Below are 16,851 nucleotides of genomic sequence, written 5' to 3' on the forward strand. Positions count from 1 at the left end.
TGGACAGGTCACGCCAGCCCGTACACCCGTTTCGCGTTCCCCGCCGCGATCAGCCTGGCCACGCGCTGCGCGTCGCCCAGGGACCAGGCGCCCTCGGCGACCCAGGCGCCGAGGACCCGGGCGAGGGACTCGCGGAACAGACGGGCGCCGACCACGTGCAGCTCGGGCAGGCCATGGGCGCCGCTGGAGAAGAGGATCTTGCCGAACGGGGCCAGTTCCAGGATCTCGGCGAGGATCGTCGCGGCGCGGGCGCCGGTGCGGACCAGGGCCGCGCCCGAGTCGGCGTACACGTGCGGGAAGACACCGGCGAGGTGGGCGGCGTGCCGGTGGTAGGGGTAGCCGTGGAGGAGGACCAGGTCGGTGCCGAGGCCCGCGGTGGCGCGGACGAAGTCGGTGAGCAGGACCGGGTCGGTGCGGTCGATCCGGGCACCGGGCTCGCCGAGGCCCGCGTGCAGCTGGAGGGGGAGGCCGGAGGCGACGGCGATCCAGAGCAGGTGTCGCAGCAGGACCGGGTCGGTCAGCTCGCCGCCGACGCGGCGGCCCGCCAGCCAGCGGCCGGCCGCGCCTCTCACCTCACCGGGGCCGGGAGGTTCGGGGGCCAGGGCCAGACCGTGCCGGAGACCGGCGACGGAGGTGAAGGCGACCGCGTTCGCCGCCGCGCCGTGCACCGCCTCGGCGAGGTTGGCGAGGAAGGACTCGACGGTGCCGGAGGTGTCGGCGACCTGCTCCGCGAGGAGTTCCAGACGGACGATCTCACGGGCCTCCGCGTCGCCGGTGGAGGCCATCTCGGTGGGGCCGGTGAGGTCGCCGGGGAGACCGGTGTCGACGAGGTAGGTGGTGATGCCGCTGCCTCGCAGGAGCCGGCGGCCGGCCTCAAGGACGCCGAGTTCGCGGCGCCGGGCGAGGTAGCGGGCGGGCCGGCAGTGGGGTTCCAGGCCGAGGAGCGGCGGGCACCAGCGTCGTACCGCGAAACCGGTCTGGGTGTCGAAGAGGGTGGTGCCGGGGGCCGGGGGGCCTTCGGTACGGGCGAGCTGGGCCTCGAAGGTGCCGAGGCCGAGCTCCGTACGGAGGACGCCATGGCAGTACTGGTCCACCAGGGACGGCGTTTCGATCATCCTGGCTCCCCGAGGTGGACGGTTGCTCAACCGTCTTAACGGGTGAACCAGGACTGAGGTCGCGGTTCAGCTCCGCGCCCCTTCGGGGCGCGTTGTTCAGCCGCCGATCTGAATGCCGGCCATCCGCTTCCACTCGTACGGTCCGGTCTGCACCTTCGCCGCGAACTCGCCGTCGAAGGACTCGTGGACCGTGATGCCGGACTTGGCGACCGCCTGCTCGGCGATGTCGTACGTCGGGGCCACCAGGTCGCCCCAGCCGCCGTCCTCGCCGACGAGGACGATGCGGGCGCCGCGTTCGCCGATGTAGGCGACCTGACCCTCGGCGCCGCCGTGGGCCTTGGCGAAGGAGCCGATCTGCTTGGCGAGGCGCGCCACCGTGCGCTCGGCCTTCTGGTCAGCCTTCTGCGTGTCAACCTGCTGCGTGTCTGCCATGGACAGGATGCTACCGACGAGTAGATCGAATGGCGACGGCCGGGGTGAGTGACCCCTACCTCAGGAAGGGGTCCACGGCGACGGCCACGAACAGCAGCGAGACGTAGGTGATGGACCAGTGGAACAGCCGCATCTCCTTGAGCTTCCCGCCCGTCACATCCGCCTTGGCGCGGTGCTGCAACGCGTGCGCCTCCCACAGCCACCAGCCGCCCGCCACCAGGGCGACCAGCGTGTAGAACCAGCCGGTGTAGCCGAGCGGGGTCAGGAGCAGGGAGACGGCGACCATCACCCAGCTGTAGATGACGATCTGCTTGGCGACCACCTTGTTGGAGGCGATGACCGGCAGCATCGGCACGCCCACGCGCGCGTAGTCGTCCTTCACCTTCATGGAGAGCGGCCAGTAGTGCGGCGGCGTCCAGAAGAACATGACGAGGAACAGGATGATCGGCGCCCACGACATGGAGTCCGTAACGGCCGACCAGCCGATCAGTACCGGCATGCAGCCGGCGATGCCGCCCCACACGATGTTCTGCGAGGTACGGCGTTTGAGGATCATCGTGTAGACGACGACGTAGAAGAGCAGCGCTCCGAGTGACAGCCAGGCGCTCAGCCAGTTGACGGTGAGACCGAACAGCAGGGTGGAGACGACCGCGAGGCCGACGCCGAAGGCGAGGCACTCGCGCGGGCTGACCATGCCGGTCACCAGTGGCCGCTGTGAGGTGCGGTCCATCAGCGCGTCGATGTCCCGGTCGATGTACATGTTCAGCGCGTTGGCGCCGCCCGCCGAGAGGTAACCGCCGACACAGGTGAGCAGCACCAGCGTCAGGTCGGGCACGCCCTGCTGCGCCAGGAACATCACCGGAACGGTGGTGATGAGCAGCAGCTCGATGATCCGCGGCTTGGTCAGCGCCACGAAAGCTTTGACACGGGCCCCGAACGGCCGGTGGCTCGGGCTCTCGCTCGCACCGAGTACCCCCGCTGGACGGGATTCGACGGCCGTCACGCACACCCCTGACAGAGACTCCCAGCGAGCCCCGCCGTGTGAACTCACGGTAAAGGCTCGCGCGTACCACGCCACTTTAGACGTTGCCCATACCTCGACCTTCGCGGGGGTGGGGTCGTGTTGAGGGGCGGCTCGGGAGAGGGGGGAGGCGGCTCGATTGAGCAGTCAGATGAGCGGCTCCGTATTCATGTGCCGAATGCCTTCCCGGCCAGTCGGGAGGCGGATCCCCGAGAGTCCCGGCAGTCTGGAAACTCTCGAAAAAACGCACGTCCTTACGGGGGTAGGCTCGACAGCGGCCGGTGGGCACCCAGTGCACCGGCAGCCGGTGTGGGCGTGTGCCCGTGGACCGGTAACCGAACATGTGGAGAGGAGCCCTGACTCAGGGTGAGCACCAAGCCGACCACCACAGACCTCGACTGGACCGAGTTGGACCAGCGGGCCGTCGACACCGCCCGCGTCCTGGCCGCCGACGCCGTACAGAAGGTCGGCAACGGCCATCCGGGTACGGCGATGAGCCTGGCGCCGGCCGCGTACACCCTCTTCCAGAAGGTGATGCGGCACGACCCGTCCGACCCCGACTGGGTGGGCCGCGACCGCTTCGTGCTGTCCGCCGGTCACTCGTCGCTGACCCTCTACACGCAGCTCTACCTGGCCGGTTTCGGTCTGGAGCTGGAAGACCTCGAAGCCTTCCGCACCTGGGGCTCGAAGACCCCCGGTCACCCGGAGTACGGCCACACCAAGGGCGTCGAGACCACCACCGGCCCGCTGGGCCAGGGTGTCGCCAACGCCGTGGGCATGGCCATGGCCGCCCGCTACGAGCGCGGTCTGTTCGACCCGGACGCGCCGCAGGGCGAGTCGCCGTTCGACCACTACGTCTACTGCATCGCCGGTGACGGCTGCCTCCAGGAGGGCATCTCCGCCGAGGCGTCCTCGATGGCCGGCCACCAGAAGCTCGGCAACCTCGTCCTGCTGTGGGACGACAACCACATCTCGATCGAGGGCGACACCGAGACGGCCGTCTCCGAGGACACCGTCAAGCGGTACGAGGCGTACGGCTGGCACGTGCAGCGCATCGCCCCGAAGCCGGACGGCGACCTGGACCCGCACGCCCTCTACAACGCGATCGAGGCCGCGAAGAAGGTGACGGACAAGCCGTCCTTCATCGCGATGCGCTCGATCATCGCCTGGCCCGCCCCGAACGCGCAGAACACCGAGGCCGCGCACGGCTCGGCGCTCGGCGCGGACGAGGTCGCGGCCACCAAGCGCGTCCTCGGCTTCGACCCGGAGAAGAGCTTCGACGTCGCCGAGGAGGTCATCGCCCACACCCGGCAGGCCGGCGAGCGCGGCGCGGCCGCGAAGGCCGAGTGGGAGAAGTCGTTCCAGCTGTGGCGGGACAACAACGCCGAGCGGGCCGCCGACTTCGACCGGATCGCCGCGGGCGAGCTGCCCAAGGGCTGGGAGGAGAAGATCCCGGTCTTCGAGCCCGGCAAGGGCGTCGCGACCCGCGCGGCCTCCGGCAAGGTGCTCCAGGCCCTCGGCGCGGTCATCCCCGAGCTGTGGGGCGGTTCCGCGGACCTGGCGGGGTCGAACAACACGACCATCGACAAGGACAGCTCGTTCCTGCCGGCGGACAACCCGCTGCCGGGCGCGAACCCCTACGGCCGCACCATCCACTTCGGTATCCGTGAGCACTCCATGGCCGCGGAGATGAACGGCATCACCCTGCACGGCAACACCCGTGTCTACGGCGGTACGTTCCTCGTCTTCTCCGACTACATGCGCAACGCCGTGCGGCTGTCGGCGCTGATGCACCTGCCGGTGACGTACGTGTGGACCCACGACTCCATCGGCCTCGGCGAGGACGGCCCGACCCACCAGCCGGTCGAGCACCTCGCCTCGCTGCGCGCCATCCCGGGCCTGAACGTGGTCCGCCCGGCCGACGCCAACGAGACCGCGACCGCCTGGCGCGAGATCCTCAAGCGCTACACGAAGGTCTTCGGCAAGGGCGCCCCGCACGGTCTGGCGCTGACCCGTCAGGGCGTGCCGGTGTACGAGCCGAACGAGGACGCGGTCAAGGGCGGTTACGTCCTCTTCGAGGCGTCGAACCAGGCCCCCGAGGTCATCCTCGTCGCGACCGGTTCCGAGGTGCACGTGGCCGTCGAGGCGCGCGAGCGGCTGGAGGCCGACGGCGTGCCGACGCGGGTCGTGTCCATGCCGTGCGTGGAGTGGTTCGAGGAGCAGGACCAGGGGTACCGGGACAGCGTCCTGCCGCCGTCCGTCCGGGCACGGGTGTCGGTCGAGGCGGGTATCGGCCTCACGTGGCACAAGTACGTCGGGGACGCCGGCCGCATCGTTTCCCTGGAGCACTTCGGTGCTTCCGCCGACGGCAAGGTGCTCTTCCAGGAGTTCGGCTTCACTGCCGAGAACGTGGCCGCCAAGGCCAGGGAATCCATCGCCGCCGCCCAGCGCTGACGCTCATATACGACACGTAGGAGATGTAATTCCATGACAGACGCACTCAAGCGCCTCTCCGAGGAAGGCGTCGCGATCTGGCTGGACGACCTGTCGCGCAAGCGGATCACGTCCGGCAACCTCGCCGAGCTGATCGACCAGCAGCACGTCGTGGGCGTCACCACCAACCCGACGATCTTCCAGAAGGCGATCTCGCAGGGCGACGGCTACGACCAGCAGGTTTCCGACCTCGCCGCCCGCAAGGTGACCGTCGAAGAGGCCATCCGCATGATCACCACGGCGGACGTCCGCGACGCCGCCGACATCCTGCGCCCGGTCTTCGACGCGACCGACGGCCAGGACGGCCGTGTGTCGATCGAGGTCGACCCGCGCCTGGCGCACAACACCAAGGCGACCGTCGCCGAGGCCAGGCAGCTGGCCTGGCTGGTGGACCGCCCCAACACGCTCATCAAGATCCCGGCCACCGAGGCGGGTCTGCCGGCGATCGCCGAGGTCATCGGCCTCGGCATCAGCGTCAACGTCACGCTGATCTTCTCGCTGGAGCGTTACCGCAAGGTCATGGACGCCTACCTGACCGGCCTGGAGAAGGCCAAGGAGCGCGGCCTCGACCTGTCGCTCATCCGTTCGGTGGCGTCCTTCTTCGTGTCCCGCGTGGACACCGAGATCGACAAGCGCCTGAACGACCTGGGCACCGACGAGGCCAAGGCGCTGCGCGGCAAGTCCGCCGTCGCCAACGCCCGGCTCGCCTACCAGGCGTACGAGGAGGTCTTCTCCTCCGACCGCTGGCAGGCGCTGGAGAACGCGGGCGCCCGCAAGCAGCGTCCGCTGTGGGCCTCCACCGGCGTGAAGGACCCGGCGTACAAGGACACCCTGTACGTCGTCGACCTGGTGGCGCCGAACACGGTGAACACCATGCCGGAGGCCACCCTCCTCGCGGTCGAGGACCACGGCGACATCGCCGGCGACGCCGTCACCGGCACGTACGAGCAGGCCCGCGCCGACCTCGACGCCGTCGAGGCGCTCGGGATCTCGTACGACGACGTGGTCAAGGTACTGGAGGACGAGGGCGTCGAGAAGTTCGAGGCGTCCTGGAACGACCTGCTCAAGTCGACCCAGGCGGAGCTGGAGCGCCTGGCCCCTTCGGAGGGCTGATCACTTGTCAAGCAGCAACCCGCTGCGTGACCCCGCAGACCGACGGCTCCCGCGTATCGCGGGGCCGTCGGGTCTGGTCATCTTCGGCGTCACGGGCGACCTCTCCCGTAAGAAGCTCATGCCCGCCGTCTACGACCTCGCCAACCGGGGTCTGCTGCCGCCGGGCTTCTCCCTGGTCGGCTTCGCCCGCCGCGAGTGGGCCAACGAGGACTTCGCCGCCGAGGTCCACGACGCCGTCAAGGAACACGCCCGCACGCCGTTCCGCGAGGAGGTCTGGCAGCAGCTCATCCAGGGGATGCGCTTCGTCCAGGGCACCTTCGACGACGACGACGCGTTCGAGCGCCTGCGCTCCACCATCGAGGAGCTGGACAAGGCGCAGGGCACGGGCGGCAACTTCGCCTTCTACCTCTCCGTACCGCCGCGCTCCTTCCCGGTGGTCATCCAGCAGCTGAAGAAGCACGGCCTGGCCGACCAGTCCGGCGGCTCCTGGCGGCGCGCGGTCATCGAGAAGCCCTTCGGCCACGACCTGAAGTCGGCCGAGGAGCTCAACAAGGTCGTGCACGAGGTGTTCGAACCGGACCAGGTGTTCCGGATCGACCACTACCTCGGCAAGGAGACCGTCCAGAACATCCTGGCGCTGCGCTTCGCCAACACCATGTACGAGCCGATCTGGAACCGGTCCTTCGTGGACCACGTGCAGATCACCATGGCGGAGGACATCGGCATCGGCGGCCGCGCCGGCTACTACGACGGCATCGGCTCGGCCCGTGACGTCATCCAGAACCACCTGCTCCAGCTGATGGCGCTGACCGCCATGGAGGAGCCGGCCTCCTTCGACGCGGACGCGCTCGCGGCGGAGAAGGAGAAGGTGCTCGGCGCGGTACGGCTGCCGAAGGACCTGGGCAAGTCGACCGTGCGCGGCCAGTACGCGGCCGGCTGGCAGGGCGGCGAGAAGGTCATCGGCTACCTCGAAGAGGACGGCATCGACGGCAAGTCGAAGACCGACACGTACGCGGCCGTGAAGCTGGAGGTCGACAACCGCCGCTGGGCGGGCGTCCCCTTCTACCTGCGCACCGGCAAGCGGCTCGGCCGCCGGGTCACCGAGATCGCGGTGGTCTTCCAGCGGGCCCCGCACTCCCCCTTCGACTCGACGGCCACCGAGGAACTGGGCCAGAACGCGATCGTCATCCGCGTCCAGCCCGACGAGGGCGTCACCGTCCGCTTCGGCTCCAAGGTGCCGGGCACCTCGATGGAGATCCGGGACGTGTCGATGGACTTCGCGTACGGCGAGTCCTTCACCGAGTCCTCCCCCGAGGCGTACGAGCGGCTGATCCTGGACGTGCTGCTCGGCGACGCCAACCTCTTCCCGCGCACGGAGGAGGTCGAGCTGTCCTGGAAGATCCTCGACCCGATCGAGGAGTACTGGGACAAGCACGGCAGGCCCGCGCAGTACAAGTCCGGCACCTGGGGTCCGGCCGAGGCCGACGAGATGCTGGCACGAGACGGACGGAGCTGGCGCCGGCCATGAAGATAGACCTCACGGACACCACGGCCGGCAAGGTCAACAAGGCGCTGGTGCAGGGCCGCCGGGCCATCGGCACGCCCGCCGTGGGCATGGTGCTGACCCTCGTCGTCGTCACCGACGAGGAGAACGCGTACGACGCCCTCAAGGCCGCCGGCGACGCCTCGCACGAGCACCCCTCGCGCACCCTGGTCGTCATCAAGCGCGTCTCCCGCTCCCCCCGCGACCGTACGGCCTCCCGCCTGGACGCCGAGGTCCGGGTGGGCGCCGACGCGGGCTCCGGCGAGACGGTGGTGCTGCGGCTGTACGGCGAGGTCGCCGACCACGCCGACTCCGTCGTGCTGCCGCTGCTGCTGCCGGACGCGCCGGTCGTCGCCTGGTGGCCGGTGAACGCGCCGCTCGACCCGGCGAAGGACCCCCTCGGCGCCCTCGCCCAGCGCCGGGTCACCGACACCTACTCCTCCGAGCAGCCGGTCCGGGAGCTGTCCGCCCGCGCGGACGCCTACACCCCCGGCGACACGGACCTGTCCTGGACCCGGATCACGCCCTGGCGCTCGATGCTGGCGGCGGCCCTGGACCAGGTGGTCTGCGAGGTCAAGGCGGTCGAGGTGGAGGGCGAGGAGTTCAACCCGAGCTGCGAGCTGCTGGCGATGTGGCTCGCGGACCGGCTGGACGTCCCCGTCAAGCGCTCCCTGTCGGCCGGCCCCGGTCTGACCGCGGTACGGCTCGCCACCAGCGAGGGCGCGATCGCGCTCGACCGCGCGGACGGCTCCCTCGCCACCCTGTCCATCGACGGCCAGCCGGACCGTGCGGTGGCGCTGAAGCGGCGCGACACAGCCGAGCTGATCGCGGAGGAGCTGCGCCGGCTCGACCCGGACGACACCTACGCGTCGGCGCTGCGCTTCGGCGTGGACCGCCTGAACGCCTCGTCGGCGCCGGCGCCGACTCCTGCTCCCGCACCGGCCGCCGCCGCTACGACGGACCCGTCACCCAAAGGAGAACCGGTCACCCACGCAGCAGCCCCCGAAGCCGCTGCCGAGGCTCCCACGACAGAAGCGGCGCCGCAGGAACGGGCGCCGCTGAAGAAGAGGGCGAAGACGACATGAGCACCCCCCAGCTGGTCGTGCACCACGACAAGGAGCTGATGGCGCAGGCCGCCGCGGCCCGCCTGATCACGAAGATCGTGGACGCCCAGGCCTCCCGGGGCGAGGCGTCCGTGGTCCTCACCGGCGGCCGCAACGGCAACGGCCTGCTGGCGGCCCTGGCGGCGGCCCCGGCCCGGGACGCCATCGACTGGAGCCGGCTCGACCTGTGGTGGGGCGACGAACGCTTCCTGCCCGAGGGCGATCCGGAGCGCAACGTCACCCAGGCCCGAGACGCCCTGCTCGGCCAGGTCCCGGTCGACTCGAAGCGCGTGCACGCCATGCCCGCGTCGGACGGCCCCTGGGGCACGGACGTGGACGCGGCGGCCGAGGCCTACGCGGCGGAGCTGGCCCGCGCGGCCGGACCCGAGAACCACGGCTCGGTGCCCACCTTCGACGTCCTGATGCTGGGCGTCGGCCCGGACACCCACGTGGCCTCGCTCTTCCCGGAGCTCCCCGCGGTCCGCGAGACGGAACGCACGGTGGTCGGCGTCCACGGCGCCCCGAAGCCTCCGCCGACCCGCGTCTCCCTCACCCTCCCCGCCATCCGCTCGGCCCGCGAGGTCTGGCTCCTGGCGGCGGGCGCGGACAAGGCCGAGGCCGTCGCCATCGCCCTCTCGGGCGCGGGCGAGATCCAGGCTCCGGCAGCAGGCGCCCAGGGCCGCCAACGCACCCTGTGGCTCCTCGACACGGCAGCGGCCTCCCAACTGCCACGGTCGCTGTATCCGCCGGCTTCGCCCTGACGAAGTACCGGAGAGAACCCGTACGGCCTGGGCGGCCGTACGGGTTCTCTCATGACCGGGCCTAACGCCCGCGCAGCTCCCGGTACTTGGCCACGAGTGCCTGTGTCGACGCGTCCAGGCCCGGTACCTCCGTGCCCTCCGTCAGGGCCGGTTCCAGGCGCTTGGCGAGGACCTTGCCGAGTTCCACGCCCCACTGGTCGAAGGAGTCGATGTTCCAGACGGCGCCCTGCACGAAGACCTTGTGTTCGTACAGCGCCACCAGCTGGCCCAGGACCGACGGGGTGAGTTCCTTCGCGAGGATGGTCGTCGTGGGGTGGTTGCCCTGGAAGGTGCGGTGCGCCACCTGCTCCTCGGGGACGCCCTCCGCGCGGACCTCGTCGGCGGTCTTGCCGAAGGCCAGCGCCTGGGTCTGGGCGAAGAAGTTCGCCATCAGCAGGTCGTGCTGTGCCTTGAGTTCACCGCTCAGCTCGGCGACGGGCTCGGCGAAGCCGATGAAGTCGGCCGGGATCAGCTTGGTGCCCTGGTGGATCAGCTGGTAGTACGCGTGCTGCCCGTTGGTGCCGGGCGTGCCCCACACGACGGGGCCGGTCTGCCACCGCACCGGACGGCCGTCCCGGTCCACCGACTTGCCGTTGGACTCCATGTCCAGCTGCTGGAGGTAGGCGGTGAACTTGGAGAGGTAGTGCGAGTACGGCAGCACCGCGTGCGACTGTGCGTCGTGGAAGTTGCCGTACCAGACACCCAGCAGGCCCAGGAGCAACGGCGCGTTGGACTCGGCGGGGGCGGTGCGGAAGTGCTCGTCGACCAGGTGGAAGCCGTCGAGCATCTCGCGGAACCGGTCCGGGCCGATCGCGATCATCAGGGAGAGGCCGATCGCCGAGTCGTAGGAGTAGCGGCCGCCGACCCAGTCCCAGAACTCGAACATGTTGGCTGTGTCGATGCCGAACTCCGCCACCTTCTCGGAGTTCGTGGAGAGGGCCACGAAGTGTTTGGCGACGGCTTCCTGACCGGCCTTCAGCTCGGTGAGGAGCCAGTTGCGGGCGGAGGTGGCGTTGGTGATCGTCTCGATCGTGGTGAACGTCTTGGAGGCGATGACGAACAGCGTCTCGGCCGCGTCCAGGTCGCGGGTGGCCTCGTGCAGGTCGGCTCCGTCGACGTTGGAGACGAAGCGGACCGTGAGGTCGCGGTCGGTGAAGCTGCGCAGCACCTCGTAGGCCATCGCCGGGCCGAGGTCGGAGCCGCCGATGCCGATGTTGACGACGTTCCTGATGCGTTTGCCGGTGTGGCCGGTCCAGGCGCCGGAGCGGACGCGGTCGGCAAAGTCGCTCATCCTGTCCACGACTGCGTGCACCTGCGGCACCACGTTCTCACCGTCGACCTCGATCACCGCGTCGCGCGGGGCGCGCAGGGCCGTGTGCAGCACCGCGCGGTTCTCGGTGACGTTGATCTTCTCGCCGCGGAACATGGCGTCCCGCAGCCCGAAGACGTCGGTGGCGGCGGCCAGCTCCCGCAGCAGCCGCAGCGTCTCGTCGTTGACCAGGTGCTTCGAGTAGTCGATGTGGAGATCGCCGACCTGGAGGGTGTAGCCCGTGCCGCGTCCCTGGTCGGCGTCGAACAGGTCCCGCAGACGGGTGTCGGCGAGCTCCTCCCGGTGCTTGGCGAGCGCGGTCCACTCGGGCGTCTGGTTGAGCCTGGTACGGCCGTCTGCGTTCATTCCGACTTCAGCCTTCTTCCTTGCACCTGTCCTGTTGCGTGCCTGTGCCGCTGCCGTTCCAACCTAGTTGATCAGCTCGGGGCACGGCCTGCCGTCGCGCTCTCCCGCGGCGCAACAACAGGTACGTCCGGCTTGCGCGCCGGTATCAACGAGGTGACGGCGAGGCCGAAGAGGGCGGCGGCCAGCAGCGCGGGGCCGTTCAGGCCGTAGGCTCCCGCGACGGCTCCGCCGAGGAGCGCGCCGAGCGGCGCGCCCGATGTGGAGGAGGTGCGGAAGGCGGCGGCGATCCGGCCGGTCATCGACTCGGGCGCGCGTTGCTGCATCAGCGTGACCTGGTTGACGTTCCACACCATGTTCATCGCGCCGAGCAGCAGCATGCCGGCGACGAGAGCGCCGAGGTACCGGACGGTGCCCATGAGCAGCAGGGCCGACGTCTGGACCGTCCCGGCGGCCAGCAGGGCCCGCACCTGCCCGGTGCGGCGGGCGACGCGCTGGGCGAGGAAGCCGCCGGTGACGCTGCCGGCCGAGTACGCGGTCATGGCCGCCGCGTATCCCGCGGTGCCCGCGTGCAGCCAGCGCGTGACGTGCAGCACCAGGGTCGCGATCAGGGCGCCCATGCCGATGTTGCAGAGCAGGGTGGCGACGCAGACGGCCCGCAGGGCGCGGTCCCGCCACAGGGTGCGCAGGCCCTCGCCGATCTCGGTGCGCAGGGTGCTGCCGGCCGGGCGTGGCGCTCGCTCCGGGGGCCGTGTCCGCAGGGAGGCGACCAGAGCGGCGGCCGCCAGGTAGGTGCTCGCGTCGGCCGCGAAGGGCATGAACGCGCCGGCCGCCAGGAGCAGCGGCACGAGCGGGGCCCCCAGCAGGCCGCCGGCGATCTGCTGGCCGGTCATCAGCCGGGCGTTGGCTGCGCCCAGGGCGTGCCGGTCCACCAGGGAGGGCAGCAGGGCGGTGGAGGCGTTGTCGAAGAGTGTCTGCAGGGTGGTGAGCGCGAAGGCGAGCAGGAGGAGCAGCGGGATCGAGGCGTGACCGAGGGCCACGGTGAGCGCGAAGGCGGCGACGAGCAGCCCTCGTACCGTGTCCACGGCCCACATCGCGCGCCGCTGGTCCACCCGGTCCGCGACGGCACCGCCGAGCAGCCCGAACAGCAGCCACGGCACATAGCCGCAGGCGGTCACCGAGGCGATGGCCAGCGGGGCGTCGGTCAGGCGCGCGGCCAGCAGAGGCAGCGCGGACGTCCGTAACGCGTCCCCGAACCGGGAGACCACGGCGGCCGTCCACAGCCGCCCGAATCCCCCGCGCCACGCGGGCGCTCCTTCGCTCACCGTCACCGCCGCCCCCTCACGATTCGCCGATACGCAAACCGTAGAGGGCACGACTGACAATGGGCCGGACACGGGCCCGGACCCCGCCGCGAAGACAGCTCCGGCCAGGCACCCTCGGGCACCCGGCCGGCCTCAACTCCTAGATCTCGCCCCGCAGTTTGGCGAGCGCCTCGGCGAGGATCGCCTCGCCGTCCGCGTCGCTGCGCCGCTCCCGTACGTACGCGAGGTGCGTCTTGTACGGCTCGGTGCGCGGCGGGTCCGGCGGGTTGTCCCGGTCCTGACCGGCCGGGAAGCCGCAGCGCGGGCAGTCCCAGGTCTCGGGCACCTGCGCGTCGCTGGCGAAGCTGGGCTGCGTCTCGTGCCCGTTGGAGCACCAGAAGGAGATGCGCAGACGCGGCGCGGACTCGCCGCGCTCGGCCTCGCCCATCGGCCCCGCCCCGACCCGGCTACCTCGGATCGCGTTGCCACTTGCCACGGTCGTAACTCCCTGCGTGATGGTGCCGCGAAGCGAGTCGGCGTGTCGCTTCGTTGCGAGCGCCTCAGTCTACGTAAGGCCCAACGCGCGTCCAGTGGTGGGAGTTACCGCCCCCGCACCTAGACGCAAGCCCCATGATAGGCCGCGCTCAGGTGCGCGTACCGAACATGGGGCCTCACGTACGGATTGTGCGTGTGTGCGAGTCGCGGGTCAGCTGTTCGTCTTCATCACGAGGCCGAGGACGATGATGCACGCGAGCCACAGCAGACCGATCACCAGGGTGATCCGGTCCAGGTTCCGTTCGGCGACCGAGGAGCCGCCGACGGAGGACTGCATACCGCCACCGAACATGTCGGAGAGGCCGCCGCCCTTGCCCTTGTGCATCAGCACCAGCAGCATCAGCAGCAGGCTGAAGACGATCAGGGCGATCGAGAACCCCAAAACCACGGCTGGACCAACTCTCTCGGATTCGGATGAACGACTTCGGATGAACGACGGGGACAAAGCGGCAAGCCACCTTGTCCCCGCAAGGGTACGACGGATCGTCCCCTGGGCCTACTCGCTCGGCCCGATCACTGATCGCGGAAGCGCACGATCTTGACGAATTCGTCCGCGTCCAGCGAGGCACCGCCGACCAGGGCACCGTCGATGTCGGCCTGCGCCATGATCTCGGCGACGTTGCCGGCCTTGACGGAGCCGCCGTACTGGATGCGCACCTGGTCGGCCAGCTCCTGGCTGTACAGCTCGGCGAGCTTGGCGCGGATCGCGGCGCAGACCTCCTGCGCGTCCGCGGCGCCGCAGACCTTGCCGGTGCCGATGGCCCACACGGGCTCGTAGGCGATCACGACCGACTCGGCCTGCTCGGCGGGGAGGTCCTTGAGACCGCCCTCGAGCTGGGCGAGGGTGTGGGTGACGTGGTTGCCCGCCTCGCGGACGTCCAGTTCCTCGCCGACACACAGGATCGGGGTCAGACCGTGCTTGTATGCGGCCTTGACCTTGGCGTTCACGATGTCGTCGGTCTCGGCGTGGTACTGGCGGCGCTCGGAGTGGCCGATGACCACGTACGTGCACTTCAGCTTGGCCAGCATGGGGCCGGAGATCTCGCCGGTGTAGGCGCCGGAGTCGTGCGCCGAGAGGTCCTGGGCGCCGTACTTGATCTTGAGCTTGTCGCCGTCGACCAGGGTCTGCACGGAGCGCAGGTCGGTGAAGGGCGGCAGGACGGCGACCTCGACGGCCTCGTAGTCCTTGTCGGCCAGGGCGAAGGCGAGCTTCTGGACGTGCGCGATGGCCTCAAGGTGGTTGAGGTTCATCTTCCAGTTGCCCGCCATGATCGGCGTGCGCCCGGAAGAAACAGTTGCAGCCATGTGGGTCAGTCCTCCAGTGCGGCGAGGCCGGGGAGCGTCTTGCCCTCAAGGTATTCGAGGGAGGCGCCGCCACCGGTCGAGATGTGTCCGAACGCGCTCTCGTCGAAGCCGAGGATGCGCACGGCGGCGGCGGAGTCACCGCCGCCGACGACGGTGAAGCCCTTGGACTCGACGAGGGCCTGGGCGACCGCCCGCGTGCCCGCGGCGTAGTCGGGGTGCTCGAAGACGCCCATGGGGCCGTTCCAGAAGACGGTGGCGGCGTCGGCGAGCTTCGCGGCGTACAGCTTGGCGGTCTCCGGGCCGATGTCCAGCCCCATCTGGCCGGCCGGCATGGCGTCGGCGGGGACCGTGGCGGGGTTGCCGGGGGTCTTGGCCGACAGGTCCGGGAACTCGGGGGCGACCAGGGTGTCGACGGGCAGCACGAGCTCGACGCCGGTCTTCTCGGCGCGCTCGACGTACTCGGCGACCGTGGCGAGCTGGTCCTCCTGGAGGAGGGAGCTGCCGACCTCGTAGCCCTTGGCCTTGAGGAAGGTGTACACCATGCCGCCGCCGATGAGGATGCGGTCGGCCTTGCCGAGCAGCTGGTCGATCACGGCGAGCTTGTCGGAGACCTTGGCGCCGCCGAGCACGACGACGTAGAGCCGCTGGACGTCCTCGGTGAGCTTCTTCAGGACGCCGACCTCGGTGGCGATCAGGTAGCCGGCGTAGTGCGGCAGCCGGGCCGGGAGGTCGTAGACGGAGGCGTGCCCCCGGTGCACCGCTCCGAAGCCGTCACCGACGTAGACGTCGGCGAGGGCGGCGAGCTGATCGGCGAACTCGCCGCGCTCGGTGTCGTCCTTGGACGTCTCACCGGCGTTGAAGCGCAGGTTCTCGATGACCGCGACCTGGCCGGGCTGCAGGCCGTTCACCGCGTCGTGGGCGGCGGGGCCGACGGTGTCCTGGGCGAACGCGACCGGGGCGCCGAGCAGTTCACCGAGCCGCTCGGCGGCCTGGAGCAGGGAGAACTTCGGGTCCGGGGCACCCTTGGGGCGGCCCAGGTGGGAGGCGACGACCACCTTGGCGCCCGCGTCGGCGAGGGCCTTGACGGTGGGGAGGACGGCACGGATGCGGCCGTCGTCGGTGATGAGACCGTCGGCCATCGGCACGTTGAGGTCGGCGCGGACGAAGACCCGCTTGCCGTCGACCCCTTCGGCGAGGAGTTCGTCGATCGTCTTCATGGTTGGGGACTCCTACAGGAGGGCTCTTGATCGTACGAGGACTGATCGAACCGTATGTCGTCGGGTCGATCCTTACGTGCGTCAGGGCCCGGGCGGCGCGACCTTGCGCTGCCCGAGCCCTGCTACCGCATCGAGGTGCCTGTTCGGCCGATCAGAGCTGTTCGCCGACGAAGACCGTGAGGTCGACGAGGCGGTTGGAGTAGCCCCACTCGTTGTCGTACCAGCCGAGGACCTTCACCGTGTTGCCCTCCTGGACCATGGTCAGGGAGGAGTCGAAGGTGCAGGAGGCCGGGTCGCTGACGATGTCCGAGGAGACGATCTCGTCCTCGGTGTACGCCAGGTAGCCCTTCAGGTCACCGTCCTCGGAGGCCTTCTTGAACGCGGCGTTGACCTCGTCCTTGGTGACCTCGCGCTGCAGCGTCACGACCAGGTCGGTGGCGGAGCCGGTCGGGACCGGGACGCGCATGGCGATGCCGTCCAGCTTGCCCTTGAGCTGCGGCAGGACCAGCGCGGTGGCCTTCGCGGCACCCGTGGTGGTCGGGATGATGTTCTCGGCGGCGGCACGCGCGCGACGCAGGTCCTTGTGCGGGAAGTCCAGGATGCGCTGGTCGTTGGTGTACGCGTGCACCGTCGTCATCAGGCCCTTGACGATGCCGAAGTTCTCGTCGAGCACCTTCGCCATCGGCGCCACACAGTTGGTGGTGCAGGAGGCGTTGGAGATGACGTGGTGGCTGGCCGGGTCGTACTTGTCCTGGTTGACGCCCATCACGATGGTGATGTCCTCGTCCTTGGCCGGAGCCGAGATGAGGACCTTCTTGGCGCCGCCGGCGATGTGCTTCTCGGCGTCGGCCTTCTTCGTGAAGATGCCGGTCGACTCGATGACGATGTCGACGCCCAGCTCACCCCAGGGGATGTCGGCGGGGTTGCGCTCGGACAGCACCTTGATGGTGTGACCGTCGACGGTGATCGTGTCGGCGGTGTGCGACACCTCGGCCTTGAGGCGGCCGAGGATCGTGTCGTACTTCAGCAGGTGCGCGGTGGTCGCGGTGTCACCCAGGTCGTTGACAGCCACGATCTCGATGTCAGCGCCCTGCTCCAGCAGCGCGCGGAAGTAGTTGCGACCGATACGACCGAAGCCGTTGATGCCTACGCGGATCGTCACGAACCGATCTCCTCGT

15 protein-coding genes are annotated in these 16,851 nt (G+C 69.9%); 5 read left to right on the forward strand and 10 right to left on the reverse strand.

Annotated features, from left to right (window positions below; genetic code table 11):
* Positions 1-8: 8 nt before the first annotated feature.
* The 3 genes from OHB00_RS13290 to OHB00_RS13300 form a co-directional block, all read right to left on the reverse strand.
* Complete coding sequence (locus OHB00_RS13290; protein WP_406434511.1) at positions 9-1,115, reverse strand: amidohydrolase family protein; 1,107 nt, start codon at positions 1,113-1,115, stop codon at positions 9-11.
* Positions 1,116-1,211: 96 nt separating this feature from the next.
* Complete coding sequence (locus tag OHB00_RS13295; RefSeq protein WP_406434513.1) at positions 1,212-1,547, reverse strand: hypothetical protein; 336 nt, start codon at positions 1,545-1,547, stop codon at positions 1,212-1,214.
* Positions 1,548-1,602: 55 nt separating this feature from the next.
* Entirely contained in the window at positions 1,603-2,556 is a 954-nt protein-coding gene (locus OHB00_RS13300) for a heme o synthase (protein ID WP_406434515.1), read from the reverse strand.
* Between the two features lie 378 nt (positions 2,557-2,934).
* Here OHB00_RS13300 and tkt point away from each other — a divergent pair, with 378 nt between their 5' ends.
* From tkt to pgl, 5 genes are read left to right on the forward strand one after another with little or no spacing between them, the layout of a single operon-like run.
* Positions 2,935-5,022, forward strand: coding sequence for a transketolase (gene tkt, locus OHB00_RS13305; protein WP_406434517.1), 2,088 nt, complete (start codon positions 2,935-2,937; stop codon positions 5,020-5,022).
* A gap of 33 nt (positions 5,023-5,055) precedes the next feature.
* The gene (tal, locus tag OHB00_RS13310; protein ID WP_406434519.1) at positions 5,056-6,174 is read left to right on the forward strand and encodes a transaldolase; all 1,119 of its coding nucleotides are present in this window, start codon (positions 5,056-5,058) and stop codon (positions 6,172-6,174) included.
* 4 nt (positions 6,175-6,178) lie between these two features.
* A complete protein-coding gene (gene zwf, locus OHB00_RS13315) occupies positions 6,179-7,702 on the forward strand; it encodes a glucose-6-phosphate dehydrogenase (protein ID WP_406434521.1) in 1,524 nt (507 codons plus the stop codon).
* Positions 7,699-8,802 carry a glucose-6-phosphate dehydrogenase assembly protein OpcA gene (gene opcA / locus OHB00_RS13320; protein WP_406434523.1) on the forward strand — a complete coding sequence of 368 codons (1,104 nt, stop codon included), beginning with the start codon at positions 7,699-7,701 and terminating at the stop codon, positions 8,800-8,802. Before zwf ends, opcA begins: the two co-directional genes overlap by 4 nt.
* Complete coding sequence (gene pgl / locus OHB00_RS13325; protein ID WP_406434525.1) at positions 8,799-9,581, forward strand: 6-phosphogluconolactonase; 783 nt, start codon at positions 8,799-8,801, stop codon at positions 9,579-9,581. Before opcA ends, pgl begins: the two co-directional genes overlap by 4 nt.
* 61 nt (positions 9,582-9,642) lie before the next feature.
* On the opposite strand, the gene pgi is transcribed toward pgl, so the two are convergent.
* The 7 genes from pgi to gap form a co-directional block, all read right to left on the reverse strand.
* Complete coding sequence (pgi, locus tag OHB00_RS13330; protein WP_406434527.1) at positions 9,643-11,295, reverse strand: glucose-6-phosphate isomerase; 1,653 nt, start codon at positions 11,293-11,295, stop codon at positions 9,643-9,645.
* A 71-nt stretch (positions 11,296-11,366) separates the two neighbouring features.
* Positions 11,367-12,560, reverse strand: a complete 1,194-nt coding sequence (locus OHB00_RS13335; RefSeq protein WP_406445759.1) for an MFS transporter — start codon at positions 12,558-12,560, stop codon at positions 11,367-11,369.
* 196 nt (positions 12,561-12,756) lie between these two features.
* Positions 12,757-13,092, reverse strand: coding sequence for an RNA polymerase-binding protein RbpA (locus OHB00_RS13340; protein ID WP_003976875.1), 336 nt, complete (start codon positions 13,090-13,092; stop codon positions 12,757-12,759).
* A gap of 210 nt (positions 13,093-13,302) precedes the next feature.
* Positions 13,303-13,539 carry a preprotein translocase subunit SecG gene (gene secG, locus OHB00_RS13345; protein ID WP_406434529.1) on the reverse strand — a complete coding sequence of 79 codons (237 nt, stop codon included), beginning with the start codon at positions 13,537-13,539 and terminating at the stop codon, positions 13,303-13,305.
* A gap of 125 nt (positions 13,540-13,664) precedes the next feature.
* Positions 13,665-14,456 (reverse strand): triose-phosphate isomerase, encoded by a 792-nt coding sequence (gene tpiA / locus OHB00_RS13350; protein WP_406434531.1) that lies wholly within the window; start codon positions 14,454-14,456, stop codon positions 13,665-13,667.
* A gap of 5 nt (positions 14,457-14,461) precedes the next feature.
* Complete coding sequence (locus OHB00_RS13355) at positions 14,462-15,673, reverse strand: phosphoglycerate kinase (protein ID WP_406434533.1); 1,212 nt, start codon at positions 15,671-15,673, stop codon at positions 14,462-14,464.
* Positions 15,674-15,824: 151 nt separating this feature from the next.
* Positions 15,825-16,835, reverse strand: a complete 1,011-nt coding sequence (gap, locus tag OHB00_RS13360; protein WP_406434535.1) for a type I glyceraldehyde-3-phosphate dehydrogenase — start codon at positions 16,833-16,835, stop codon at positions 15,825-15,827.
* Between the last annotated feature and the right edge of the window lie 16 nt (positions 16,836-16,851).

Origin of the sequence: Streptomyces sp. NBC_00631, assembly GCF_045206895.1 — a bacterium.
Lineage (GTDB): Bacteria > Actinomycetota > Actinomycetes > Streptomycetales > Streptomycetaceae > Streptomyces.

Excerpts from the sequence above, each read along its gene's own strand:
- opcA (WP_406434523.1), top strand. The coding sequence starts at position 7,699 with ATGAAGATAGACCTCACGGACACCACGGCCGGCAAGGTCAACAAGGCG.
- tal (WP_406434519.1), top strand. The coding sequence starts at position 5,056 with ATGACAGACGCACTCAAGCGCCTCTCCGAGGAAGGCGTCGCGATCTGG.
- OHB00_RS13290 (WP_406434511.1), bottom strand. The coding sequence starts at position 1,115 with ATGATCGAAACGCCGTCCCTGGTGGACCAGTACTGCCATGGCGTCCTC.
- OHB00_RS13295 (WP_406434513.1), bottom strand. The coding sequence starts at position 1,547 with ATGGCAGACACGCAGCAGGTTGACACGCAGAAGGCTGACCAGAAGGCC.
- OHB00_RS13355 (WP_406434533.1), bottom strand. The coding sequence starts at position 15,673 with ATGAAGACGATCGACGAACTCCTCGCCGAAGGGGTCGACGGCAAGCGG.
- tpiA (WP_406434531.1), bottom strand. The coding sequence starts at position 14,456 with ATGGCTGCAACTGTTTCTTCCGGGCGCACGCCGATCATGGCGGGCAAC.
- pgl (WP_406434525.1), top strand. The coding sequence starts at position 8,799 with ATGAGCACCCCCCAGCTGGTCGTGCACCACGACAAGGAGCTGATGGCG.
- pgi (WP_406434527.1), bottom strand. The coding sequence starts at position 11,295 with ATGAACGCAGACGGCCGTACCAGGCTCAACCAGACGCCCGAGTGGACC.